The 26,953-nt window shown below is 46.4% G+C and carries 19 protein-coding genes; 15 read left to right on the forward strand and 4 right to left on the reverse strand.

Going from position 1 to position 26,953, the window contains the following annotated elements:
* Positions 1–157: 157 nt before the first annotated feature.
* From LSG37_RS10020 to LSG37_RS10040, 5 genes are read left to right on the forward strand one after another with little or no spacing between them, the layout of a single operon-like run.
* On the forward strand, positions 158–538 hold the full coding sequence (locus LSG37_RS10020) for a hypothetical protein (protein ID WP_233079736.1): 381 nt from the start codon (positions 158–160) through the stop codon (positions 536–538).
* A gap of 35 nt (positions 539–573) precedes the next feature.
* Positions 574–906, forward strand: a complete 333-nt coding sequence (locus tag LSG37_RS10025; protein ID WP_233079737.1) for a hypothetical protein — start codon at positions 574–576, stop codon at positions 904–906.
* 54 nt (positions 907–960) lie between these two features.
* Positions 961–1,269, forward strand: coding sequence for a hypothetical protein (locus LSG37_RS10030; protein WP_233079738.1), 309 nt, complete (start codon positions 961–963; stop codon positions 1,267–1,269).
* Positions 1,270–1,275: 6 nt separating this feature from the next.
* Positions 1,276–1,644 carry a hypothetical protein gene (locus LSG37_RS10035; RefSeq protein ID WP_233079739.1) on the forward strand — a complete coding sequence of 123 codons (369 nt, stop codon included), beginning with the start codon at positions 1,276–1,278 and terminating at the stop codon, positions 1,642–1,644.
* Positions 1,645–1,696: 52 nt separating this feature from the next.
* On the forward strand, positions 1,697–2,032 hold the full coding sequence (locus LSG37_RS10040; RefSeq protein WP_233079740.1) for a hypothetical protein: 336 nt from the start codon (positions 1,697–1,699) through the stop codon (positions 2,030–2,032).
* A 50-nt stretch (positions 2,033–2,082) separates the two neighbouring features.
* Here the strand turns inward: LSG37_RS10040 and LSG37_RS10045 are convergent, their stop codons facing one another.
* Genes LSG37_RS10045 through LSG37_RS10055 form a run of 3 tightly spaced genes read right to left on the reverse strand, consistent with a single transcriptional unit; the run spans position 2,083 to position 4,296 of the window.
* Positions 2,083–3,234, reverse strand: a complete 1,152-nt coding sequence (locus tag LSG37_RS10045; protein ID WP_233079741.1) for a glutathionylspermidine synthase family protein — start codon at positions 3,232–3,234, stop codon at positions 2,083–2,085.
* Positions 3,235–3,240: 6 nt separating this feature from the next.
* A complete protein-coding gene (locus LSG37_RS10050; RefSeq protein ID WP_233079742.1) occupies positions 3,241–3,855 on the reverse strand; it encodes a DUF1190 domain-containing protein in 615 nt (204 codons plus the stop codon).
* A gap of 27 nt (positions 3,856–3,882) precedes the next feature.
* Positions 3,883–4,296, reverse strand: a complete 414-nt coding sequence (locus LSG37_RS10055) for a DUF350 domain-containing protein (protein WP_233079743.1) — start codon at positions 4,294–4,296, stop codon at positions 3,883–3,885.
* A 177-nt stretch (positions 4,297–4,473) separates the two neighbouring features.
* Between LSG37_RS10055 and LSG37_RS10060 the strand changes: the two genes are divergently transcribed.
* From LSG37_RS10060 to LSG37_RS10090, 7 genes are all read left to right on the forward strand, one after another.
* On the forward strand, positions 4,474–6,099 hold the full coding sequence (locus LSG37_RS10060) for a methyl-accepting chemotaxis protein (protein ID WP_233079744.1): 1,626 nt from the start codon (positions 4,474–4,476) through the stop codon (positions 6,097–6,099).
* Between the two features lie 429 nt (positions 6,100–6,528).
* On the forward strand, positions 6,529–9,447 hold the full coding sequence (locus tag LSG37_RS10065) for a TonB-dependent receptor (protein ID WP_233079745.1): 2,919 nt from the start codon (positions 6,529–6,531) through the stop codon (positions 9,445–9,447).
* A 73-nt stretch (positions 9,448–9,520) separates the two neighbouring features.
* Positions 9,521–13,507 (forward strand): pullulanase-type alpha-1,6-glucosidase, encoded by a 3,987-nt coding sequence (pulA, locus tag LSG37_RS10070; RefSeq protein ID WP_233079746.1) that lies wholly within the window; start codon positions 9,521–9,523, stop codon positions 13,505–13,507.
* A gap of 437 nt (positions 13,508–13,944) precedes the next feature.
* The gene (locus tag LSG37_RS10075) at positions 13,945–16,800 is read left to right on the forward strand and encodes a TonB-dependent receptor (protein WP_233079747.1); all 2,856 of its coding nucleotides are present in this window, start codon (positions 13,945–13,947) and stop codon (positions 16,798–16,800) included.
* A gap of 101 nt (positions 16,801–16,901) precedes the next feature.
* A complete protein-coding gene (locus tag LSG37_RS10080) occupies positions 16,902–18,389 on the forward strand; it encodes a tryptophan halogenase family protein (RefSeq protein ID WP_233079748.1) in 1,488 nt (495 codons plus the stop codon).
* 52 nt (positions 18,390–18,441) lie between these two features.
* Entirely contained in the window at positions 18,442–20,847 is a 2,406-nt protein-coding gene (locus LSG37_RS10085) for a glycoside hydrolase family 31 protein (RefSeq protein ID WP_233079749.1), read from the forward strand.
* Positions 20,844–22,697, forward strand: a complete 1,854-nt coding sequence (locus LSG37_RS10090; RefSeq protein ID WP_233079750.1) for a glycoside hydrolase family 13 protein — start codon at positions 20,844–20,846, stop codon at positions 22,695–22,697. The genes LSG37_RS10085 and LSG37_RS10090 overlap by 4 nt, the downstream gene beginning before the upstream one ends.
* On the opposite strand, the gene LSG37_RS10095 is transcribed toward LSG37_RS10090, so the two are convergent.
* Positions 22,691–23,074 (reverse strand): DCC1-like thiol-disulfide oxidoreductase family protein, encoded by a 384-nt coding sequence (locus LSG37_RS10095; protein WP_233079751.1) that lies wholly within the window; start codon positions 23,072–23,074, stop codon positions 22,691–22,693. The genes LSG37_RS10090 and LSG37_RS10095 overlap by 7 nt on opposite strands.
* Positions 23,075–23,228: 154 nt before the next feature.
* Between LSG37_RS10095 and LSG37_RS10100 the strand changes: the two genes are divergently transcribed.
* From LSG37_RS10100 to LSG37_RS10110, 3 genes are all read left to right on the forward strand, one after another.
* A complete protein-coding gene (locus LSG37_RS10100; RefSeq protein WP_233079752.1) occupies positions 23,229–24,089 on the forward strand; it encodes a hypothetical protein in 861 nt (286 codons plus the stop codon).
* Between the two features lie 9 nt (positions 24,090–24,098).
* Positions 24,099–24,440: a flagellar biosynthesis regulator FlaF gene (locus LSG37_RS10105; protein WP_233079753.1), complete on the forward strand. Its 342-nt coding sequence runs from the start codon at positions 24,099–24,101 to the stop codon at positions 24,438–24,440.
* 144 nt (positions 24,441–24,584) lie between these two features.
* On the forward strand, positions 24,585–26,654 hold the full coding sequence (locus tag LSG37_RS10110) for a M13 family metallopeptidase (RefSeq protein ID WP_233079754.1): 2,070 nt from the start codon (positions 24,585–24,587) through the stop codon (positions 26,652–26,654).
* Positions 26,655–26,953 lie beyond the last annotated feature (299 nt).

Genomic DNA, 26,953 nt, shown 5'->3' on the forward strand with positions numbered 1-26,953 from the left:
TTATGCCGCTACTGCTTACCAAAATCAGTTAAATGTAAGAGTGATGTACAGCAATGCATCAAGCTGTGATCAATTACCTACATACAATAGTGCTCCGCTACCAGAATACTTTATGTTGGGTGGTGGTTAGTATATGAATAATGTCAGGTATTACTTTATGAGCATAAAAATTGTTATAAAAGCTTTATTGGTGCTCGGACTTGTTTCTGGTTATGCACAATCAGGCGAAACAGTATGTGAAGGTAAGGTTGAGCAGCTTGCCTTTCATGCGAATAACAGCTTTCTGCTGAAACTAAGCAGTATGAATACGCCGGTAATTTTCTGTAACCCTGATGCTGTCTGGACTGCGGCAGGAACTCCTTATACTACTGGGCCTGAAACCTGCAAAATGTTGTATTCAACTTTTTTAAGTGCCCAAATGGCGGGTAAAAGCTTGTCAGCTGTGTATTTTGATGGCGACGACTCCAAAGGAAATTGCCAGTCATTTCCAGCCTGGGCCAAAGTTAATATCAGGCATTTTGTGCTGACGGGAAACTAGATATTAATCTTCAACTATAGGTACGAGGTTTTTGGATGAAAGGATTGATTGCTGCTCTGGCTTTAACTATCCCAATGCAGGCTCTGGCTGGTTATTACGTGGGGAAAATTCAGCAAATGGAATTTGGCCCTTTATATGGCGATATTGTGTACGTAGCTTTACCTCAGGCATCTATTAATAAGCCTGACTGTGTAACCAACCCTAATGGTTACTATTTTGCGTTTGATAGCGGAACAAAAATAGGTGAAAAAATATTCAGCACCTTGTTGGCTGCGCAACGAAGTGGGGCTAGTGTGTCTATCAGTGGTTCAGATACATGCACTGTAAGTGCAGGAGTAGAAGATATTCGTTGGATCCAGAGTTTATAGGTGAATAAGTTGAAAAGGATGTAATTGCTGTGAAAACATATATTATGTGTTGTGATGTTTTTTCTATTTAGTTCAAATGCCTCTGCTGATACTGTCGCAAAAATTGAAAGTATTTTGATGTTTGAGCAAGGTAATATCGTATACATTTATCCTGTAGGTGGAGTACAAAATAAACCTGAGTGCCATGGCTCTAATGGTGATTATTTATCTTTCAGTATGGCTCGCCCTATGGCTAAAGAATATTTAAGTATGCTTATGATGGCTTTTGCTTCGCAAAAAACGGTGGTTTTCCGAACGGCGAGAGCTTGTGTTGATCAATCTGTATCTGACACTATTCTATATTTTCAAGTTCTTAACGATTAGGTTTTTATGTTAACCATCAAACAGTTTTGTATAAATGTTGCTCTTATCATATTTCTTCTGATTTTTTCATCAAAACTGTGGGCTGCTTTTGAATGCAAGGTAGACCTTCATGCAGTACTTATTTACGGCGATGGTACAGTAAATGTACTGCATTCCGGACGTGGTGATTATACCCATATCTGTAATTTGTCAGAAGAACGGCAGGGTGTTAGTCCTACAACTTGTGCCTTGTGGGCAAGCATGTTGTTAGCTTTGAAAAAGGATGGAAAAAAGGCAGACTTTTATTACAACAGCACCCCACAATATAATTCATGCGCCATGCTTCCTAATTATTCCGGTGCACCAGCTCCGGTTTATATTGGTGCGGTTAATTGATAGCGCTGATATGTATTTGAAAAAAACAATATTACTGTGAAAGGATCGACAAATGAAAAAATGGATTTTATCCACTTTGCTATGCTGCAGCTTTGCCAATGCTTCTACCCTGGATTGTCAGGAATTGTATGTTGGCAGAATTTGGGTTGAAAAAGGCGCAGGCCTTAAAGGTGTAGTTTTTTTAAATAATAAAGAGGATGTCGGGGGCTCATACTGGAGTTACTTTGTTGGCTGGTCAGCTGATGAAAGAAAAGAAGCGCTGAGTTTACTGATTGCAGCAAAGGCATCAGGGCACAGAGTGAATATAGCGACAGAAGAGACAGATGAATGTGGCGTCCAAAAAGGTGGCACTTATATAAAATCGGTTTTTCTGGCAAACAATCCTTGACTCATTTTTAAAGCTCTGGTCATGCAGTAAATGCAACCAGAGCTTTAACATCAATCCAAAATTATATGCGGCAAAAATCTGGAGCTGTCTTTGGTGATCAGCGAATTGTCTTCGCGAATACCTATACCAGCCGCGCTGTTGCCTACTACCCAGCTGCCAATCATGGTGTAGCTGTCACCAAATTTTGGTAGTGGTTGAAACTTCTGGCGGATAAAAGCTGAGTCGGCGTATGGGCCTGGTTCACTGATTTTTTCGCCGCTTGGAGTCACTAATTCAACATTAGCACCTTCACGGGAAAACAGTGGTTTACGTACCCAGCCTGCGCCAAAACTTTGGCCTGGTTGTTCAAAATGACTTTCCAGCAAGTTGGGGTGTCCCTGATGTTTTTGCCACAGCAAGGGCAATATGCCTTTGTTGGATAACAACATTTTCCAGCCGGGTTCCAACCATTGGGTTTGGCTGCTTAAGATGACGGAAGCAAAATCTTCCTGCACCATAAATTCCCATGGGTACAGCTTAAACAAACCGCCTATAGCGTAACCGTCCAGATCCACCAACTGACCACTGGCTTCGCCCAGCTGTTCCAGTTCGATAAAACGGCTGTCGAGACCTGCTTGTTTGGCGATGTCCATCAGGTACATCACTGTGCCTTTGTCTTCGATGCTGTTGGCCACAGAGGCGAAATACAAAGGGTTGGCCAATGGCAACTCTGCAAAAGCGGCTTCTAACTGATCTTGCAGCGAATTAAATTGATCAGCGCCTTGTGGCACTTTGCCGCGCATGATTTGATCTTCCAGCCAGACCCACTGGAAAAAACCGGTTTCAAATAAAGAGGTTGGGGTGTCGTAATTCAGTTCCAGCAACTTAGCCGGGCCATTACCGTCGTAGACTAAATCCAGCCGGCCATATAAAGACGGGGCTTTAGCGCGCCAGGATTCGGCAACAAAATCCCAGAACTTCTCTGGTATTGCGAGTTGCTGCAGTTTTTCTTCATCGCGGATAATGTCATCCACCAAACCTAAAGCCATTTGATGCAGCTCTTCGGTGGGTTCTTCTAAATCTTGTTCTATCTGGCGCAGGTTAAACTGGTAATAGGCAGTTTCATCCCAATAGACTTCGCCGTCAAAAGTATGAAATTCAAAGCCAACAGATTCAGCATAAGAGCGCCAGCCAGGGCGCTCATCACAAGCTACTTTTTTCATTGACTCTTAACCACCAAAACTTTTGGTTGAGCTGGAGCGTTTAGCGGCCTGAGCACCAAAACCACCACGATTCACAGTACCAGCTGCTTTAGGTTGTACTGAGGATGGCTTGATATAAGTTGGGCCTACACCTCTGGCTACAGGTGTATTGGTTGCAGTACGGAAAGTGCTGCGGTCGTCCCGTGATTTATACAAAGGTTGGGCTTGGACTGGCTGTTTTAGTTGGCCGCCTGAACGGTTCAGCATTTGGCCTGCTAAAAAGCCCATCATCATCGGCATAAAAAAGCCGCCACTGGAAGCCTGAGCTTGTTGCGCTGGCTGCTCTGTACCAGCTGCCGCTGCAGCCTGAGCCGGAGTTTCACACTGACCAACACCAAAGTCAGTTTCACAGGCGGCTTTGTCGGTATATTTTGGCGCAACCTGAGTATGCATAGTCAAAGCCTGGTTTAAATCGGCACGGCATTGCTCAGGATTAAAATAGGCGGCACATTGATCAACGGTTTCAAAAGCAGCAGTTTGCACTGCTTCTTCCTGACCACAGCCTGCCATTAAAAAAGTTGCAGTAGGCACCATTAACACTAAAGCTGCCTTTTTACTGCGTTTAAGCACTTTTTGTTTCATCAGTGACTCCTCAATAGGTTATGCAGGTTAATACGTCATGCTGGCGGAGTTAATCAAACCTATGGCAATAGAACAACCGGCAGAAAATACACCAGCTGCTACTTCGCCTTTAGTGATACGTTCCGGTAGCTGTTTCAGGGCAAAACGTACCACAGCAAAAGTTAATACTTGCACCACCAGAGCTATAGCACCCCAGATAGCACAGTCGGCTAATGACAGTGAATGAGTGATAGCGCTGGATAATGGCAAGGCAAAACCAATTAAAGCACCACCAAAAGCTACAGCGGCAGCACTGTTATTTTCTTTGATTAAGGCTAATTCGTCGTGTGGCGTGATCCAGGTGTAAAAACGGCAAAATAAAGCCACCAATAAAATGGCCAGAAAAAAGAAGCTGATAAAGTCCGGGAAACCTGCCACAGAGGCCAATAAAGTGTCACTCATTATAAAATCCTTTCTTTAAGTTAGGGTGCTTTGCCGATGATCCAGAAAAGCCGGACAAAAGGCAACAACTGAATCCAGACAGATTTTGACTTTCGCCCTTGAAGCTGTGAGTTTTAGGCTATGCTCAATAAAAAAGCCAAGCTGCTAAGTAACTGATCTGTTAAGGAGTTCACCTCAATGTTAAATCAAATGTCGGTAAAAATCCGCTTGTTGGTGTTGGTCTGCGTGCCATTACTGGTGTTAATTGCCATTAGTTTGATTTCGGTCAGGGAAATGGGTCATTTAAGTGATGGAGCTACCAGTATCTATGAAGACCGTGTAGTGCCGCTGAAACAAATTAAACAAGTAGCGGATGCCTATGCTGTGACTTCAGTGGATTTGTTGCATAAATATCGTGGTGAGGTCATTACTGCCGGGGAAGCCGTGCAGCAGTTACAGCAACAAGGCGAGTTGGCAGACCAGGTCTGGCAAGCTTATCTGGCAACCAGCTTAACCCCAGAAGAAGCTGGGCTGGCTGAAAAAGCCAAGCAACAAAAATTGTTGTTCCAGCAACGCTTGCAGCAATACAGGGCGCAGATTTCTGATGGGTCTTTAATGCTGCGTAGTGCCAAAGACTTTAATACAGAGTTGTATCAATTGGCTGACCCGCTCAGCGCATCTTTAGCGGCGTTAATTGATGTGCAACTGGTCGAAGCTGAGAAGTTTAAAGTGGCAGCTGCAGAGCAGTATCAGTTTTTCCTGCAGTTATTTGTCATTGCTTTACTGCTGGTTTTTATTTGTTTAGGCGTTTTGTCCTGGCTCATTTATCGCTCTATTCACAGTCCGCTGAATCGATTACAGCAGGCTATTTCCGTTGTGGGGGATAAATCCGATTTACGTATCCGAGCCGAAGTGACAGGCACTGATGAAATTGCCGTTACAGCTCGTGCTTTTAATCAAACCATTAGTCGTGTTCATCAGTTTTTTACTGAATTAGGCGATGCTGTGTCTCAACTGGCGGCTGCTTCAGAAGAAATGAGCCAAATCAGTCAGCAGGTCAGCGGCACTGCGTTTGAGCAGGAACAGCAGGCGAATTTAATAGCCACAGCTGTCAATCAAATGTCGGCCGCTATTCAGGAGGTTGCTAACAGTGCTTTAGCGACTTCTGAGCAGGCCAATGATGTGGATCAGAAAACCCAGCAGGGCTATCAGAAGGTGATGCAAAATGTCGGCTCTATTGAGCAGTTATCCACTGTGGTGAATGGGGCCAGTGTGGTGATTGAGCAATTGAATGGCGAATCGGAAAAAATCACCCAGGTGCTGGCCGTGATCCAGACTATTGCAGGCCAAACCAATTTACTGGCATTAAACGCTGCCATTGAAGCTGCCCGCGCCGGTGAAGCAGGCCGGGGTTTTGCAGTAGTGGCCGATGAAGTACGAACTTTAGCCACCAATACGCAAAAAGCCACTGAGTCTATCCGCGCCATGATTGATAACCTGCAGACATCTGCCCGGGAAGCTGTGCAGGCTATGGCGCAATCTGGTCAATATGCCAGCAGCAGCGTGGTCAATGCGCAGGAAGCCGGCGCTGTGCTGGAAGACATTAAATCTGCAGTCGGCACTATAGTGGATATGAATGTGCAGATATCCGCAGCAACGGAGCAGCAAACCATAGTGGCTGAAGATATTAATAAAAATATCAGCGAGTTTAGTGTCAGCATTGGCGAAATGACCCGAAGCGCAACCCACAGCGCTGATGCCAGTACTTCATTGGCACAGTTAGCAAGTCGTTTGCAGCAGCAGGCGGCTTCGTATCGGGTGTGAGAATAAGCTGATATTGTCAGCTGTATTCTGTATCAAAGTGCTTTGTATATGGCGCTGCTATTGCGAACTTTTTGAATAATACAGAGCTTGTATGGATGCAAGCTCTGCTCCCTTCCTCCCTGTCTGGTGCAATAACACTGCTGTTTTGATCAGGGCACTTTTTACACGAAATCAGCCAAACATCCATTGTCAGGCGATAAATCAGCACGAACTGCTTTCGTGGTGTGGGCTGCTTTGCCCTTTTTTGGAGCAAAAAAATGCCTGATGCACTGCTTTGTGACGGCAGTGTGGGTCTGAATACGTATTCATGTTGTGAGCCGCCTCGGCTTGGTTAATAACTGTTCACGGAACATTTTATAAAAACCAGGACGTCCTTTGATTTTGTTGTACAGGGAAAGTCCATAACAATCCAAATCGGGGACAAGAGGCATGTCAAACTATAAGCATAGTTTGCTGACGCTCGCTATTGCTGCAGCAGGTTTTAGTTGCAGTATCAGCGCGGAAGAAGCAAATCAGCAACTCGCACAACAGGAAGAACAGGTCAGTGCGGGTTCTAATACCAGCAAAACCAAAGAAGAAGTTGAAGTCATTGAAGTCAAAGGCTTTTCCAGTAGTTTAATCAAATCACTGAACGACAAACGTTTTGCCGATACAGTAGTCGAATCCATTTCAGCCGACGACTTAGGCTCTTTGCCTGATGTTTCTATGGCGGATGCCTTAACCCGTTTACCTGGTATTTCTGCGGTGCGTACCGGTGGTCAGGCGTCGGAAATTAACATCCGCGGTATGGCTGGCGGTTTTGTCTTTTCTACCTTAAATGGCCGCGAGCAGGTGTCTACCAGTGGCCAGCGTAATATTGAGTTTGAGCAATATCCTTCTGAGCTGATCTCCTCTGCGTCTGTGTATAAATCACCAAAAGTTTCGCTGATTGAAGGTGGTGTGGCAGGTACTGTCGAGTTAAAAACCGCCAGTCCGTTAAAAGCCAAAGAAACTCATAATTTCACAGTGAACGCTCGCGGTATGTTTAACGACAGAGCGAATGAAATTCCTGGTGGTCAGGAAACAGGGGATCGCTTTAGTTTTTCTTATCAGGGCAAATTTTTAGAAGATACTTTGGGTGTGGCTGTAGGTTTTGCCCGTTTGTATCAGCCCAGCGTGTCAACTCAGTTTGTTGGCTTGGCTTATAACAAACAAGCTGATGTGGATGGCATTGATGAAGCATCTCCTAATGAACTGATCAGTGAAGGTTTTGAAATGCAGCACAGGGGCGGAGAGGAAACCCGCAACGGTTATATGACTGCTATCGAATGGATCCCTTCTGACAAGTTAACTGTAAAAGCGGATGCCTTTTTATCTAAGTTCGACACTGAAGCTTTTGCCCGTGGTTTTCGCGTTAAGCTGGAAGGTGACAGCGCTGCTGTGGGCAATCCGGTGATCAATGACAATATGGTGATAGGTGGTACTTTTAACCGTAAAACCAATGGCTATACCAGAGTTGAACTGGTGAACGATGACAACACCGATAATGATGAAGTGAAAAGTTTTGGTTTTAATGTCGACTTCGATGCGACAGATGCCTTGACGTTAAACTTCGACCTGTCGCACTCTTCTGCCGACAGCGTGTTTAAGAACGGTTTGTTGTGGGCTTTAGTGGCTGAAGACGCCACTGTCGCTAATCCTGTGCTGGATAGCAATGTGTCCATCAGCTATTTACTGAACGGTTTGAATCTGCCTGACGTAGGTTTTAATCAGGAAGGTGCTTTTACTGATATCGACAGAGTGATGGTCAGTAAATATGGGATTTACCCTTACATCAACTCAGATGAAGTGAATGCCTACAAACTGGATGCTAAATACGAACTGGATAACTCAGTGCTCAGTTCGCTTGAAGCGGGTGTACGCTACTCCGAACGTGAATACACTAATGACCGTCAGGTGTTTGAATATGGCTCAGATGGTTCATTTTTAAGTTCACAGCCGCCGCTGCGTTTAACGGACGATATGGTTGAGGTGGTGGATTTCAGTGGTAATTTCTCTCACTTTCCAAGTTATCTGGCTATTGATTTAAATAAAGCGCTGAATGCCTGGTTTCCGCAGGGTATACCGCAGCCAGTACAAACCTGGGGCACAGGTAATACGGGAATTTTACCCTCTCAACGTGTTTCAGGTGGCCCTGATTCAGCATGGTCTGTTTTGCAAAGCGGTGAAGTCTATGAAGATGTGACTGCTGCTTATTTTATGGCCAATCTGGATACCGAAGTATTCTCTATTCCTGTTACAGGGAACATTGGTGTGCGTATGGTTGAAACCAAACAATACGCCACTGACTTAACAGATGTGGGTGGGGACGCCACTTTAGGCGCGCAGAATATTACCGATGAAGCAGGTTTGGTGAACACCCGCTACAAGCCAGGTATTATTGGTCAGACGTACAGAGATTATCTGCCACAGATGAACCTGAACTTTGCTCTTACCGACAGTGACCAGCTTCGATTTGCTGCTGCTAAAGTAATGTCGCGTCCACCTATTGACCGTTTAGCGTCCAATACCAGCTATACCATTAATGCTCTGACAGGACAGGTGAATGGCTCCAGCTCAAACAGCCCGTTCTTAAAGCCTTTTTATGCCACTCAGTATGATATTTCCTACGAGAAGTACTTTACTGAAACAGACGGCGCTTTTGTTGCAGCCGTGTTCTACAAAGATATTGAGTCTTTTATCAATACCTTCACTATTACCGATTTTGATTTCGCCGCTGCTGGTTTCCCTATTCCTGAATATGTGCCTGGCACAGAACCAGGCAATCCTGACGGTTTACCGCCGGTCACTACAACTCCGGGGGATTACACCACAGCGGTCAACAACGACAAAGGTGGTTATATCCGCGGTGCTGAAATTGCTTACACCCAGGTATTTAAGTTTCTGCCTTCTTTCTGGCAGGGCTTAGGTTTTAGCGGCAGTTATTCCTACACAGAAAGTGAAATCCAGCAGCAAGTCAGTTTAGGTGCTCAGACCATAGATATCACCTTACCGGGCTTATCGAAAAACGTCATGACGGCCACCTTGTTCTGGGAATACGAAGGTTTTGAAACCCGGATCAGTGGTCGTTACCGCGACAACTTTGTGTCAGAGCAGGTGGCTGTAGAAGCTCAGACCGTGAACTTCGATGGCGAGATGGTGATTGACTATCAGGCCTCTTACCAGATTAACGACAACTTTGGTGTGCTGTTCCAGGTGAACAACCTGACGGATGAACCGACCAAAAGTTATTTTGGCAATGAAGCCAATACCGGCACTATCCAGTTTTTTGGTCGCCAGTATTTTGTTGGTGCGAACTATACGTTCTGACCTTGAGTGACAGCTTCAGCACTCAGCCTCAGAGCGGGTGCTCGTAACAAGAATTGATTGGAGTTCGATAACTATGTTTCAGATCACAAATAGCTTAAAGCTGGCCCTTTTGGGGCTGGCTGCGCTGACACTGGCCGCTTGCGGCGGTGGTGGCGAGGATTCTGTGGAAGGCGGTACTAAACTGCTGACCTGTAATGTGCCACAAATTCCGAATGCCGCAGGTACAGCCTGTATTGATCCACCTCCGATAAAATGTAAAGCACCTACAGTGCCGGATGCAAAAAATGAAAGCTGTATAGTTGGGGTTGACCCCAATGCTCCTGCCCCGGCGTTTTTCCCTGCTGCTGGTCAGGCTGCACTTTTTTATAAAAGAGCAGACGGTAATTATGAAGGCTACCGCTTACATACCTGGAATAACGATGCGTGCGATGCCTACAAAGACAGTTCTTTGGCCGCATCCTGGGACAATGGTCTGGTGCATACAGCTGTGGATCCAAACTACGGTGCTTACTGGGTGCTGGAGTTAAAAGACGGTGTGGCTGGTGTGGAAGGTGCTTGTGGTAACTTCCTGATCCATATAGGCACTGATGACGCTGGCAAAGAAATGGGCGGTGGCGATCAGAAGTTGTTATTGGGGCCTAAGTCAGATGAAAAGTTTGCCCGGATGAATTTTACTTTTTCTGGTGTGAACTCAGTGTTTGAATTCCCTTTGCTTGCCTTGGGTGTTTCTATTGCCAACTCAGCGGCGCACTGGCTGGATGCCAACACTTTTGTCTGGAATGTGGATCGCGCCATGGCCACTAAAGTGCAATTACACCATTCCGCCACTGCAGAGTTAGCCATTGATGAAGATGATAAGCTCAATGGTGAAACCCTGGTGCTGGAAGAAACTGAACTGACAGATGCGCAAAAAGCCAAGGTTCCGCATTTGGCCGATTGGCCAGCGTATCGCAGCACAATGACAGCGGAACAGGCGAAAGCCATTGTAAAAAATCAGCTGGTGTTGTCAGCCCATGATGCAGAAAACAAGCTGGCAGCCGCCAGTTACGTGCAAGCGGCCAAAGTACTGGACGATTTGTATACCAGCGGTGAAGCTGACGCCGACGAAGCAACTTTAGGTGTCAGCTATGAAGGGGATGCCGTGACTGTGGCTGTATGGGCGCCGACTGCCCGCACCGTGGCATTAAAACTCTATAACGCAGCAAAAACTCTGACCTCGACTCAGGCGATGACCTTAGATGCTGAGACCGGGATTTGGAGTTACAGCGGCACTAAAGCCAATCTGGACCGTACTTTCTACCGCTTTGAAGTGACTGTGTATCATCCTGCCACTAAAAAAGTAGAAACAGTGGAAAGTACCGACCCTTACTCCGTCAGTTTGTCCACCAATGGTCGTTTCAGTCAGTTTGTGAATTTGGCCGACGAAGATTTAAAACCTGAAGGCTGGGCAACCCGAACTATTCCAACTGTTGAAAATCCTGAAGATACAGTGATTTACGAAGGTCATATTCGTGATTTCAGTATTCGTGATACTAGTGTCAGCGAAGCAAACAGAGGGAAATATCTGGCGTTTACTGAAATGGACAGTGCGCCTGTATTGCACCTGAAAAAGTTGGCTGAAAGTGGTGTAACGCATTTTCATATGCTGCCTGCCACTGATATGGCCACAGTGAATGAAGACGTAAGCAAAAGAGTTGAAATCACTGATACAGTGGGCGAGTTATGTGCTGTGAATGCCAGCGCTAAAGTCTGTGGTCAGGAAAACGCAGCCACAGTGATACTGGATTTGCTGAAATCCTATCAGCCTTCCGGTGAACTGGCTCAACAGTTAGTGGCCGACATGCGTGCAACCGACGGTTTTAACTGGGGTTATGATCCACATCACTTTAATGTGCCTGAAGGCAGCTATGCATCCAGTGCTGAAGGCGTGGCCCGTATCAAAGAAATGCGCGCTATGAATCAGGCTCTGCAGGAAGTAGGTCTTCGTGTGGTATTGGATGTGGTGTACAACCATACCAACTCCTCAGCTGTATTTGATAACTCAGTGTTCGACAAAATGGTGCCGGGTTATTACCACAGATACAGTCCGGTTACTGGCATTATTGAACGTTCGACTTGCTGTGAAAACACTGCACTTGAACACAAAATGATGGATAAATTCGTCAAAGACTCGCTGGTGCTGTTAGCCCGTGAATACGGCTTTGATGGCTTCCGTTTTGACATTATGGGACACCATCCGAAGGCTGATATTTTAGCGGCTCGTGAGCTGGTGCGTGCTGTTGATCCTGATACTTACTTCTACGGCGAAGGCTGGAATTTTGGTGAAGTGGCGGATGATCGTCTGTTTGAACAAGCGCGTCAGGCCAATATGGCGGGGACAGAAGTAGGTTCTTTTAACGACCGTATCCGGGATTCAGTGCGCAGCGCAGCTTTATTTACAGACAAAGGTGAAGATGGCGAACGTCAGCAGCAAAACTACATTGAAATTGGTTTAGCCGGCACCTTAAAAGACTTTGTGCTGGAAGACTACCGTGGCAATACGGGTGTGGCATCAGGTGTCACCTGGAACGGCCAGCCCGCTGGTTATGCTGAAGATCCGGCCGATATTATCAACTATGTATCTAAACACGATAATGAAGCGATCTGGGACAAATTACAGCTGGAATTGCACAATGCAGGTGTTGATTTAAGCCTGGAAAACCGGGTCAGAGTGAATAACATTGCTTTGGCTATTCCGGTGTTAAGTCAGGGCATTCCATTTCTGCAAATGGGTGATGATTTATTACGTTCTAAGTCGTTAGACCGTAACAGCTATGACTCAGGCGACTGGTTCAACTTTGTCGATTTCAGCAAAGAAAGCAATAACTGGAACGTAGGTTTGCCAATGGCTCAGGACAACAGTGCCAACTGGGAAACTATTGCCGAAGTGTCGACCAAATCCAATACCAGAGCTGGTGCCGATGAGATCCATTTTTCATCTGATGTATTTAATGAATTCCTGCAAATTCGTAAAAGCACTAACCTGTTCCGTCTGACCACAGCTCAGAATGTGATGGACCGCTTAGGTTTCCATAACATTGGCAAAAATCTGACGCCGGGCTTGATTGTGATGAGCATAGACGATGGCATTGGCCTGACCGATCTGGACCCTGAGCATGACGCTGTGGTGGTGGTGATTAACGGGACTGCTGCAGAGCAATCGCATAAAGTACCAACGGCCAAAGGTTTTGTATTACATCCGGTGCAGGCAGCTTCTGCAGACCTGATGGTACAGGATGCCAGCTTCAGCGAAGCAGCGACTGAAGGTACTTTCACTGTTCCGGCCTATACAGCAGCTGTTTTTGTGAAACCTCAGAATGGTGCTCAGGGCGAAGGTTTAAAAGCCGACGCCACTATGGGGGCTCCTGATTTTGCTCCTTATGGTTTAACCACAGTTTATGTGCGTGGCGCTATGAATGGCTGGGGTGAAACTGACGCTATGAGCTATGTCGGGGATGGGGTATACAGTACTACTATCACTATTGCCGCAGGTGACTACGAGTTCAAAGTGGCATCAGCAGACTGGTCCACAGTCGACTTTGGTTCTGCTGATCAGCAAGTCACTTTAGGTGCAGCCAAAACCTTAAGCCGTGGTGGTTCTAACCTGAGGATCACAATTCCTAAAACCTCCAGTTACACTTTTACCGTCAACGCGGCCTCTGCTGAAGCCCCTGTTATTACAGTGACTGAATATGTGCCTTATGGAGCAACTACTGTTTATCTGCGTGGTAGCCTGAATGGCTGGAGTGAAAACAATCCGCTGCAATACGATGGTGATGGAGTGTATAGCGTGACTGTGAACCTGGCTGTAGCTGAGCATGAATTCAAAATAGCCTCAGCCGATTGGTCTACCGTTGATTTTGGTTCTGCGGATCAAAATGTCACGCTCAACACAGACAAAACACTGACAAGAGGTGGTTCAAATCTGAAACTGCAAATTACCGAACAGGCGGATTATAAGGTCAGCTTTACAGCGACAGACCCGGCAGCCCCTGTGTTAAGGGTAAGCAAAGTCGAATAACAGGACTTAAACCTGGGGTAAAAAGGCCGTTTTGATCACGGCCTTTTTTATTGGTTTTTTACCTCACAGCAAGATTGTTGCTGCGTTGCTCCCTGCTCATTTTTGAACAGCACTGTAAGCTATTGATTCCGCTGCTATGCAACCTTTGCATATCGGTCTGCTTGCAACTTGGTTGAACTCAGCTAAGTTTGCATTAAGTTAGGGCGTAAGCTCTGGTCTAAAGACTCAAATAAATCAGTTGGTTCAGCCGCTGTTCTGCACCATTACAATGCAAAATTCTAGTAATGCCCTGCAAAGGGGCGTCATAGCCGGAGGTGAATACGTATTCATGTTGAACATTGGCGGCGATAAGTTTAACTAGTAGGGTCAGATTAATATCAACAACCAGACAGATATAAGTCTGAACCAAAAAAACAAACATATCCGGGGATAAGGGCATGAATAAATTTAAGTTAAGCATACTCACAATGGCTATTGCGACTGCGGGCTTCAGCTCACATAGCTCTGCCCAACAGGCTGAACAAACCAATGCGGCAGCAAATGCCCAAGAAGAACAAATTGAAGTGATAGGCATCACGGGTTTCCGTGGCAGCTTACAAAAAGCTCAGGCTGTAAAAATGAGCGAAAACTCCATCGTTGAAGTTTTGTCTGCAGAAGATATTGGTAAGCTGCCGGACACCAGCGTGGCAGAATCTTTAGCACGTTTGCCAGGCTTAGCCGGTGAGCGTCGTAACGGCCGTACCAGCGGTTTGTCTGTTCGTGGTTTTAACGAAAACTACGTAGGCACCTCATTAAATGGTCGCGAATTATTAGGTATGGGTGACAACCGCGGCGTTGAATACGACCTGTACCCGTCAGAAATCGTCTCTACTGCGATGGTTTACAAAACACCAGACGCTTCGCTGATGGCGCAGGGTATTGGCGGTACTGTTGATTTGCAAACTGTTCGTCCTTTGACGGCAGAAGATACTTTTGTTGTGAACCTGAACTATGAACAAAATGATCAGGAATCCGGTAACCCGGATTTTGACGATCATGGTCACAAAGCCTCAATTAACTACATCGATAAATTTGTTGATGACAAATTAGGTTTTGCTTTGGTTTTGTCTTCTATTAAATCACCACGTCAGGAACAACAGTTCCGTGGCTGGGGTTATCCTGGAGCCGCAACGACCAAAGGTGCGCCAGGTGTAACAGTACCGGCAGACACTTTTATTTTAGGTGGCCATGATACCTTTACCCGTTCAGCTATGCTGGAGCGGGACTCTATTGCCGCTATCTTTGAATACGATGCCAGCGATGACTTAAAAGTTAAGTTTGATGCTTTGTACATCAACTTTAATGAAACCGATGTACGCCGTGGTCTGGAAGAAGGTATGGCTGAATGGGGTACAGGTGCTTATACCATTACTGAAGTTCAGAATGGCCTGGCAACGTCAGCTTACCACGATGGTTTCTTTTCGGTGATCCGTAACGACTCCCGCGAGCAGGACGCTGAACTGAAAACTTTTGGTTTGAATCTGGAATACAATATCAGCGATGACTGGACTGCTGAACTTGATCTTTCAACAGGCAAAGTCGATAAAACTATCACTGATGTGGAAAGTTATTCAGGTGTGGGCCGTGCTGGCGGCACAGGACCAGACAACAGACCTATCAGTGCCCGTTCATGGGTCATGACGTCGTCTGGCGCTATGTTTGGTGCTCACCCTACTATTGCACCTGTTGATCTGACTAACCCGGCGTTAATTCGTTTAGCTGGCCCACAAGCCTGGGGTGGTTCATTAGCTCCGGTGCCTGGATTCCAGGACACAGGTAATGGTTTTGGTCCTACTACAGCTCAGGATGGTTTTGTTAATAAACCAATTTTTGAAGAAGAGCTGGACAGCGTACGTCTGCAATTTAACGGCGCAGTGGAATGGGGTATTTTCACAGGTCTGGAAACTGGTCTGGTTTATAAAGACCGCACTAAGAGCAAAATCAACAATGGCGCTTATTTGACCGCCAATGTATGGCCAAACTCAGATGCTATTCCTGATGTGATAGGTGTGGCAGATTTAAGCTTTGTTGGCATCAACGGCGTATTGGCTTATGACAGTTTAGCTTTGTATAACAATGGTTATTACATCTCTACAGATGCAGCTTTCCTGGAAAACGGCCGTTTTGGCGATACCTACGAGATCAATGAGAAAATCACTACCTTATACGGTATGTTAGATATTAATACAGACGTGGGTTCAATCCCTGTGACTGGTAATGTCGGTGTACAAATCGTGAAATCTGATCAGGAAGGTTTTGGTTTTAATGCTTCATCAGGCAGCGACCGTTTTACTGATGCTATCGCAGTATCAGGTGGTACTGATTACACTGACGTTTTACCAAGCATGAACCTGAGCTTTGAAGTAGCAGACAGCCAGTTTGTCCGTACTGCTGTGTCTAAAGTCATGAGTCGTCCGCGTCTGGATGACTTACGTCCAAATAGCCAGGTGACCTTTAACTTTAACGACACCAACATTCTGGATGATGATCCGTTAAACAGTGCCTTTGCGGGTAATGCCGGTAATTCTGAACTGAAGCCGTTAGAAGCTGACCAGTTCGATTTATCCTACGAGAATTATTTCCATGACAATGGTTTTTTTGCGGCAAGTTTCTTCTATAAAGATCTGAAAAACTGGCACCGTAACATTACGTTAATCAATGATTTCTCTGATTATTATATTCCTGGTTTCCACCAGACATCAGCACAGGGTACGCCACCTAATGCACCACCAGCTACCTTCTTAGGTCGTCTGGATATCCGTCAGGATGGTTTAACTGGTTTTGTTCGTGGTTACGAGCTGCAAGCCAGCGTACCATTTGACATCATCGATGAAGTTCTGGATGGTTTTGGTATTGTTGCCAGTGCCACCTTTATGGATGGTGAGTTAGATGACGGTGGTCGTGTACCAGGTTTATCTGAAGAGATTTACACTTTGACCGCTTATTATGAGCGTGCTGGTTTTGAAGTTCGTGTCTCTGGTACTAAACGTGACCAGTTTGCGACTGAAACCCGTGGTCTGAGCTTAAGTCTGGCTCCAACTATGGATCAGGGCGGTTCATTGATCGATGCACAGATTGGTTATGATTTCAGTGAGTCAGGTATTGATGCACTGGAAGGCCTGCGTGTTTCGTTGCAAGGTCAGAACTTAACGGATGAGAAAACCATTCAGAACAACCCTGGCGATACTCGCCAGATCACTCAGTACCAGAGTTTTGGCCGTAACTTCCTGTTAGGCTTAAACTACAAGTTCTGATGCAGGCTGAGGTTGTGTCGGAGCAGCTGAGCTGCCCGACTACTGACAAACTCTGTTTAAAACCCAGCCATCATGGCTGGGTTTTTCTTTAGGGAATACGCATGACTCCAATCAAAAAAGTAGTGATTCTGGGTGGTGGTACTGCAGGCTGGCTTAGTGCTGCGCTGCTGAAAAAAGTATTGGGTGGCGTCGTTGAGGTTGAGCTGGTTGAGTCTGATGCTATTGGCACTGTAGGTGTCGGAGAAGCCACTATTCCGCCTATTCGTTTGCTTAATCAGGTGCTGGGCATTAACGAAGCAGAGTTTTTACGTGAGACCAAAGCCACTATCAAACTAGCGATCAAATTCGAGAACTGGCGAGCCCAGGGTGACGGTTATTATCACAGCTTTGGTGCTCCGGGCCGTAGTTTGACCTTCTGCCATTTTCATCACTTATGGTTAAGGGCACGGCAACAATTTGGTGATATGACATCCATCTGGGATTACGACTTAAATTACCTTTGTGCTGAGGCTGGTAAATTTGCTCCTATCACAGCCAAAGACCCTATTCTGGAATTACCTTACGCTTATCATTTTGATGCAGGTTTGTATGCTGCTTTCCTGCGTAAGTTCAGTGAGCCTATGGGGGTAGTGCGCACGGAGGGCATGGTGGAGCAGGTGACTCAGCATCACAATGGTCATATCAAAAGTTTAGTGCTCAAAGATGGTCGCGAAGTAAAAGGTGATTTATTTATCGATTGCTCAGGTTTTGTCAGTTTGTTGTTGCAACGTAAACTTGGCGTTGGCTATGACGACTGGAGCCACTTTTTACCTTGCGACCGCGCCTGGGCAGTACCAACCGAACGTTTTGAGCAGACTTTACCTTACACCAGAGCCATAGCGCATGAAGCGGGCTGGCAGTGGCGTATACCGCTGCAGCATCGTAACGGCAATGGCATGGTGTTTAGCAGCGCTCATTATACGGAGCAGCAAGCTTTGGACGTGCTGATGGGTAATTTACAAAGCACAGCACTGGCTGATCCTAAACTGATTAAATTCAAAACTGGTCGCGCCCGTAAGCAGTGGCATCACAATGTGGTTGCTGTGGGTTTATCCAGCGGTTTTCTGGAACCATTGGAATCCACCAGTATTCATTTAGTGCAGTCTGGCATAGTGCGTTTGCTGAAAATGTTCCCGCATAACGGTATTGAACAAGCGACTGTAGCTGAATACAACAAACAATCCGAAGCCGAGTTTGTGTATATACGCGACTTTTTATTACTGCACTACCACGTGACTGAACGCACGGACAGCCAGTTCTGGCGTGATATGCGTCAACTGCAAATTCCTGATTCGCTAAAACACAAAATTGAGTTGTTTCAGGCCGATGGCAGCATTTTCCGTGAACAACATGATTTATTCCATGATGGTTCCTGGTTACAGGTGATGTTAGGGCAGGGTTTAATGCCACGTGATTATCACCCTCTGGCGGACAGCTTCTCTGATACTCAACTAAAAGACATGTTGAAAAACATCAAGGCCATTAAACAAGAGCCTTTGGCCAAGCTGTTTTCACATGATGAGTTTTTGCGCCGCGCTGCTGGGGCTTAAATAAAACAATGCTTTTTGCCGGGCCTGACCCGGCGTAAGACAGGATTTAGACATGATATCACTTCGTTTCCAGCTGGCTTTTGTAGTTGTACTGTTCGCTTCAACTGCACAGGCCGCCACTTATCAATCGCACCAAGTGCTTGATAACAAGCTGCTGCTTCAGACCGATGAATATGCGGTGTCATTAAGCTTTAAAAGCCAGGGCGCTGTAGAAGTTGTTTACCAGAAAAGTGGCCTGAAACAATTGCCATCTTTTGCCTTGGTTGCACCTGAACTCAGCCTTGCTGCCGGTTTGAATGATCAGCCGCAACAACTTGAGTTCGCCACAGACCAGTTAACAGTGCGGGTAAATAAGTCGCCTTTTCAGCTGAGCTATTACCGTGGCAACGAATTTATTCTGGCCGAAGAAAAGGGCTTTTTTGCTCATGAAACGATGAGAGGCTTCCGCTTTAAGCTGCAGGATGATGAAAAGCTGTTAGGCACAGGCCAGCGGGTTGTGGGCATGGACAGACGTGGCCAGCGTTTGCCTTTGTATAACAAAGCCAGCTACGGCTACACCACTGAAGCACAGCAGATGTATTTTGGTTTACCCGCTGTGATGTCGAGTGAAAAGTATCTGTTGTTGTTTGATAACAGCGCCAGTGGTTTTGTTGATTTAGGCAAAACCGAAAAAGAAGTGCTGCAATTTGAAGCTGTGGCAGGCCGTACTGCTTATGTGGTGATGGCGGCGCCCACTTATCCAAAACTGATTGAAGAGTACGTGACAGTGACCGGTAAGCAACCACTGCCACCGCGTTGGGCTTTGGGTAATTTTGCTTCACGTTTTGGCTATCGTACCGAGGCCGAAACCCGCGCCATAGTGGATAAGTTTGCCGCTGAAGACTTTCCACTGGATGCTGTAGTGCTGGATTTATACTGGTTTGGGCCAGATATTCAAGGCCATATGGGCAACCTGGCCTGGGACAACAAAGCTTTTCCTAACCCTAAAGGCATGATCAGCGACTTTAAAGCTAAAGGGGTGAACACAGTACTGATCACTGAACCTTTTGTGTTAAGTACCTCCACACGTTGGAATGAAGCAGTGCAAGCCAAAGCTTTAGCTACTGATTTAGCAGGCAAAGCCAAAACCTTCGATTTCTATTTTGGCAACACAGGCTTAGTGGATGTGTTTTCAAAAGAGGGCACAAGTTGGTTTGAAGGCATTTATAACGAGCTGGCTGAGTATGGCGTAGCGGGCTGGTGGGGCGATTTAGGCGAGCCTGAAGTACATCCTTCTGATGCGATTCATAGCCTTGGCACTGCGGATGAAATTCATAATGTGTATGGCCATCGCTGGGCTGAGCTGGTGTATCAGAACCGTTTAGAAAAGCAACCAGAGCAGCGTCCTATGATTATGATGCGTTCGGGTTTTGCTGGCTCACAACGTTTTGGCATGATCCCCTGGACAGGAGATGTCAGTCGCAGCTGGGATGGTTTAAAACCTCAGGTGGAGTTGGCGCTGCAAATGGGCTTGTTAGGCCTGGCTTATACCCATTCGGATTTAGGTGGTTTTGCCGGTGGCGAAGTGTTTGATAAAGAAATGTATATCCGCTGGTTGCAATACGGTGTGTTCCAGCCTGTGTATCGCCCTCACGCCCAGGAGCAAATAGCCCCTGAGCCCGTGTTGCACGACCAAGAAACCAAAGATATTTTGCGCGAATACGTCAAGTTACGTTATCGCTTAACGCCTTACAACTACACTTTGGCTTATCAAAACAGCAGCACTGGTATGCCATTAATGCGCCCGCTGTTTTTTGAAAACGAAGCAGACACCAGTTTAATCGCCAATAAAGACAGTTACCTCTGGGGCGATGCCTTTTTAGTTACCCCTGTCACTGCTGCTGGTGTGAAGTCGGTACCAGTGCAGTTACCTGCTGGTGTCTGGCTGGATTATTGGACAGGCAAAGCCTATCAGGGCGGCAAAACTATTGAACAACCGACCGACTTAACCACTTTACCTGTGCTGGTTCGTGCCGGCTCTTTTGTGCCTATGGTGCCTGCGGTTCAAAGTTTAAAAGACTACAGCAGCCGTCAGTTAGAGCTGCATTATTACCACGATACATCTATCAGTCAGGCCAAAGGCCAAATGTATGAAGACGATGGTAAATCGCCGGATTCATTAAGCAAAGGCCAGTATGAACTGCTGACCTTCAGTGCTGCGGCAAAAGGCAAGAGTTTGGCTTTTGAATTCAACCGCACAGGTTTGGGCTATGCCGGTATGCCAAAACAGCGGGAAACTATGTTGGTTGTGGATCAGATGGCCAAACCTGCTACCGCGCTGGTGAATGGTAAAGCGCTGAGTTGGGTAAATTCAGCAGCAGAATTGGTGGCAGGAAGCGCTTATTTTGATGCCAGCAAACAACAAGTGCTGCTGAAGCTGCACTGGGATCAGGCCAAAGCCAGGGTGGTGTTAGAATGAAGCCTCTTCATAGGACAAAAGCTGTGCTGCTGAGTCTGGCGCTGATGGCGAATCTTGTTTTCGCCAGTCCAATTGAACATCTGGAGCCTGCTTTCTGGTGGGCTGGAATGAAAGAGCCAAAGTTGCAGCTGATGGTGCATGGCAAAGATATTCAGCATACTCAGGTGCAGCTAAGTTATTCGGGCGTGAAGCTTTTGGGTGTGCAGAAGGTACAAAATCCAAATTATCTGTTTGTCGATTTGGAACTAAGTCCTGATGTAAAACCCGGTAGTTTTGAGCTGAGTTTTAGCCGAAATGGCAAAACAGTAGCAAGGCATAATTACAGTGTATTGGCGCGTAAAGAGGGGTCGGCTCAGCGCCAGGGTTTTGGTCAAAAAGATTTAATTTACCTCATCACACCGGATCGTTTTGTCAACGGCGATCCAACCAACGATGAAGTGAAAGGCATGAGCGAAGGGTTAGACAGAGCAAACCCAGGTGGCCGACATGGTGGTGATATTGCCGGTATGCAGCAGGCTTTGCCGTATTTACAGCAATTGGGTGTGACGCAAATTTGGCCTCAGCCTCTGACGGAAAACAATAGCCCGGCTTATTCCTATCATGGTTATGCAGCTACGGATCTCTACAAAATAGACCCACGTTTTGGCAGCAATGAAAGTTACAAAAACTTTGTACTTAAGGCCAATAAACAGGGTATAGGAGTGATCCAGGACATAGTGGTGAATCACATTGGCTCCAACCACTGGTGGCTGAAGGATTTACCGGAAAAAAGCTGGCTGAATTATAACGCCAGTTTCCATCCAACCAACCACGCCCGCACTACAGTGCAGGACCCTTATGCCGCAAAGGTCGATGCCAAAGCTTTTGTTGATGGCTGGTTTGTCGAGACTATGCCGGATTTAAATCAACGTCATCCGTTACTGGCGACTTATTTGATCCAAAACTCCATCTGGTGGGTCGAATACGCTGGTTTGTCTGGTATTCGTGAAGACACCTACTCTTATGCGGATAAAGATTTTCTGACTCAGTGGTCGAAGCGCCTGATGAACGAATACCCGAATTTTAATATTGTCGGTGAAGAGTGGAGCGCTAACCCTGTTGTGGTGTCCTATTGGCAAAAAGGCAAACAGAACTCTGATGGTTATCAGTCGTTTACACCCAGCATGATGGACTTTCCGCTCTATTATGCTTTGCTGGCGGCGCTGACTGAAGAAGAGTCATGGGATAAAGGCTGGATCAAACTTTATGAAGCTTTAGGTAACGATGTGATTTACCCAGACCCAAGCAATCTGGTGTTGTTTGAAGGCAATCACGATACAGCGCGGATATTTTCCTTACTCAATGAAGACAGCGATTTGTATCGGATGGCGATGATTTATCTGCTGACTGCACCTCGTATTCCGCAGCTGTATTATGGCACTGAAATTCTGGCGCAAAGCCCTAAACAGCGTGACGATGGTTTAGTGCGTAGTGATTTTCCCGGTGGTTGGGCTGGAGACGCAGTGAATGCCTTTAGCGGCAAAGGTTTAAGCCAGGCGCAGCTACAGGCACAGCAATTGATCAAAACACTGGCGAATTACCGTAAAAACAGCGCTGTGTTACAGCAAGGAAAGATGAAACATTTCAGCCCGGCTGATGGTATTTACAGTTATGTGCGTTATCAGGACAACAAACAGCTGTGGGTGTTTTTTAATAAAAATACCGATGTCAAAACCGTGGATCTAAAGCGTTACGCTGAACTATTACCAGCCCATGCCCGCTTTATTGATGTACTGACAGGCAAAAGCATCACCACCAACGGCAGTCTGCAACTACCTGAGCGTGGCAGTCTGGTGTTAGAGCTTCAGTAAGGCAAAGGCGGTATTTTTAACAGCTTTAATAACAGATTGCGTCCGGCCCGCAGCAGTGGATAACTAAAGCGGGCGCGGCCTGCAGATTGAAACCAATACAACCAAAGCCTGTTGCGCCAACTGGCCTCATTCAGTGAGGCCAACAGTTGTAATACTTCAGCTCCTTTTAACCAGCGACCGTCCACCCTTAACAGCATGCTTTGATTCACCATCAAACCCCTATGGTGCAATTCAGCCAGTAACAACGGGGCTTGTTCAGGCAAATCTCTGGCATTGAGCAGCGTCAGTTCGCCGAATTGTTTTTGCAGCCGCTGCGCCGCCACATAGTTACGGCACAAAGGGCAGTCTCCATCGTAAATCAGCAGTAGCTGTTGCATAAGGCGCCTTGTTATCTAAACAACTACTTTAACGGAAAATGGCAGGTCATGGATCTTTGGCGATAAAATAGCCATATTTGATTGGCGAAACTGTAGCGCAGCGTTAAACTGTAAGTAGTTTAATTTCTGGGCCTTGGCTCAGATGGAGTTTGTGATGATTAACAACATCAGCCCGGGATTTATTCCTTCGACCCCCACAGTAAATCCTGCTGCAACTTCTGGTTCAGCGCCCAATTCTGCCAACAGCAGTAGCTCAGCTTCAGCCAGTAAAAAGGCTGAATTAGAATTTAGCCCTGGCCGTAATTCGGCAAAAGATTATTCTGCGGTGCAGCAAAGTTTGGCGAAAGGTAAAGGTGCGGTAGAAAGTGCACAGGCAGCCACAACAGAGATTAAAGATTCACTGGTGAAAGTGCGGGAGGTTGCAACTAAACTGGCTGATGACTCTTTAGCTACTCCTGAACGTGAAAAGTTACAAAAACAGTATTCAGAACTTCGTACCGGTATTGAAAAATCTCTGGAAAGCGCCAGTTATAAGGGTGCTGCGGGTAGCAAAGGTGTGAATTTGCTGACGGATAAAGACAGCACTAAGATCACCACCAATAGTTATGGCAGTCAGTCTGTACTGGGCAGTAGTCAGCTTGATAAGCGTCTTGGTTTACCTGAAAAAATTGGCTCAGCCCAGGAAGCCCGGGAATTATTAAATGGCAAAGAGAGCAAAACCAGTGCTTTGGCTGCTGCGGAAAAGTCAGTCAACGAAAGCTCTGAGCGTTTAGCAAAAGAAGATAAAAAACTGAAAGCTCAGTTAGAAACCGCAACTGCGGTCAGTAAAGCTGCCAGTAGTTTGGAGTCTGAGCGTACAGGGGGCAGGAAATCAGCTACTGCAGTGCCAGATGAAGAGGGAAGAGCCGCGTTGTTGAAACAAGCTGAAGAAACCCGTCAGCAACTGAAACAGCAAACCTTGGGTATAGGCAATGGCAACCAAGGGGCTCGCTCTTTACTGAGTTTGTTTAGTTAAGCTGGCCTGATGCGCAGTCCTTTAGATCTTTATCGTACTACCCGCCTTTTAGCGTCGAACACCAAAGCCCTGGAGGCTCAGGTGTTTCGTCGCGTCTTGTACCAACTTGATGCTGCCGAACAAGAATCTGAACTGGAGCAAACCAAAGCTTTGGCTGACTTTCGTGTTGTCTGGCTGACCGTGTTGGGGTTAGTCACAGACTCTGATAATCATTTGCCAGCCGTTTTACAAGACAATTTGCGGCAGTTAGCCATGGCTGTGATGGCCGAATTGGATTTGCCTCTGGCTGAACAAGACAGGCAATGGTTGATTAATGTAACTACTCAGATTGCTGAAGGTCTCGAAGCTTAAATTCTGCTCATCTGCTTTTGGATATTTATCCGGTTTGCCATGCCACTAGTCGCAGTAAAAATCTTAGAACTGGACAATACCCTTCTTTTCTCTACACTGGTTTTGCGTAAAAACTGATAACTAAAATCAATTTCAGGAAAAACCATGTTAAATAAATCTACTCTGGCCCTTGCTGTGCTTGTGGCACTGGCAGGCTGTGATAAAGCCCAAACCCCAACTCAATCCACTGAGACACCTGCAGCTGCTGTGGCTGAAGTAAAAACCTTAACTTCAGGTATTGAGCTGTCCAATATGGACACCAGCGTGAAACCAGCCCAGGACTTTTTCCGTTATGTAAACGGCAACTGGCTGGCAAAAACTGAAATACCAGCCGACAAAGGCCGTTGGGGCAGTTTTGATGAATTGCGTGAAAACGCTGACAAACAAGTACTGGCGATAGTGCAGGAACTGGCAGGCCAAACGGCAGAAGCTGGTACTGACACACAAAAAATTTCTGACTTTTACCGCTCTTATATGGATACAGCGACACTGGATACTTTAGGTTTAGCGCCATTAAAAGCCGACTTTACTAAAGTAGAAGCTCTGACGTCTCATGCCGATTTAGCCAAGCTGTGGGGCGAATTCCAGGCTGCTCGTACCGGCACTCCTGTAGTGTTATTTGTCGGTCAGGATCAAAAAGCATCAGATCAGTATATTACCCTGGCGAACCAGTCAGGTTTAGGTATGCCAGACCGTGATTATTATTTAAATACGGATGAAAAATCGAAAGAAATTCAGCAGAAGTATCAGGCTTACATTAGCAAAGTTGCTGAATTGGCCGGCTGGGAGGATCCGGCAAAAGTCGCTGCCACTGTCTATGCGATAGAAACCAAGCTGGCCGAAGCTCAATGGAGCAGGGTACAGAACCGGGATCGTAACGCCACGTATAACAAATTAACTCTGGCTCAGCTTGCTGAAACAGCGCCAGGTTTTGACTGGGCTGCTTTATTAGGTGCAGCCAAACTCTCTGATGTAAAAGAGTTAGTCGTGCGTCAACCTACTTACCTGACCGCTTTTGCTAAGTTACAAAGCGAAATTTCGCTTGCTGACTGGCAGAGTTACCTAAAATTCCATCTGGTGCGTGCCAACAGTGAGTTATTGGCCAGCAGCTTTGATCAGGCTAGTTTTGAATTTTATGGTAAAACTTTGTCTGGTTTAGAGGCGCAGCGTGAACGCGAAAAACGTGCTGTAGCAGCGCTTGAAGGCTCTTTAGGCTTTATGCTGGGCAAAATCTATGTTGATCGCCACTTTAAGCCTGAAGCCAAAGAGCGCATGGATCAACTGATCAAAAATATGCGAGTCGCTTTTAAAGAAGCTATAGATGGTCTGGAGTGGATGAGTCCTGAAACCAAAAAGGCGGCCCAGGAAAAACTGTCTAAGTTTAATGCCAAAATTGGCTACCCTGATGTATGGCGTGACTACAGCTGTTTAGAAGTAAAAGCTGGCGACTTACTGGGCAATATGCAGCGTAGCAGCCAGTGTGAATTCGATCGCATGGTGGCCAAATTAGGCCAGCCGGTCGATCGCACTGAGTGGGGTATGACACCTCAAACCGTCAATGCGTATTACAGCTCGACGATGAATGAAATTGTGTTCCCTGCAGCCATTTTGCAACCGCCATTTTTTAATGTGAATGCGGATGATGCGGTGAACTACGGTGCCATTGGTGGCGTGATAGGGCATGAAATTACCCACGGTTTTGACGATCAGGGTCGTCGTTCAGATGGCAATGGTAACTTAACCGACTGGTGGAAGCCTACAGATGCAGAGCAGTTCCAGAAACGTGCTCAACTGATGATAGACCAGTACAGTGCCTTTAATCCTATTGATGATTTAAAACTGCAGGGTGCTTTAGGTTTGGGTGAAAACATTGCCGACTTGGGTGGTTTAACTGTTGCTTTTAAAGCTTATCAAACCTCGTTACAGGGCAAACCTGCTGCTGTGATTGATGGTTTCAGTGGTGATCAGCGTTTCTTTATGGGCTGGTCTCAGGTGTGGCGAATCAAGTTCCGTGATGCTTCCTTGCGTCAGCAAGTGATCACTGGACCTCATTCTCCGGGTATGTACCGAGTCTTAGGTGTGCTGTCGAATATGCCTGAATTTTATCAGACCTTTGATGTGAAACCTGGTGATGGTATGTACCGTGATGATGCGGTACGAGTCAAAATCTGGTAACTAGTGAGCGCTTTGCAGGGACGTCTTTTGGCGTCCCTTTTTACAACTGGGAAAAGCGTTAAGCCGTTATTCCCGCTCAGGGTATAGTGATCGGGAAAAATTCGGCATCGGCTTCAGGCTGAGCCATACTGATTAAGGTCATCTTTGATACTTTGTGCAGCGGCTGAATACGTATTCAGCCGGTTGCTGGCTCTGGCAAAGGCTGTTCTAATCGATCTCTTCTCCAACGCTCTAACAGGCGTCGTCAGCGTTGTCCATTGCAGGTGAACTGAAGGCCGGATTAGATGACAGAGGAGCCG

It is taken from the genome of Rheinheimera soli (assembly GCF_021290985.1).
In the GTDB taxonomy this organism is placed as follows: domain Bacteria; phylum Pseudomonadota; class Gammaproteobacteria; order Enterobacterales; family Alteromonadaceae; genus Pararheinheimera; species Pararheinheimera soli.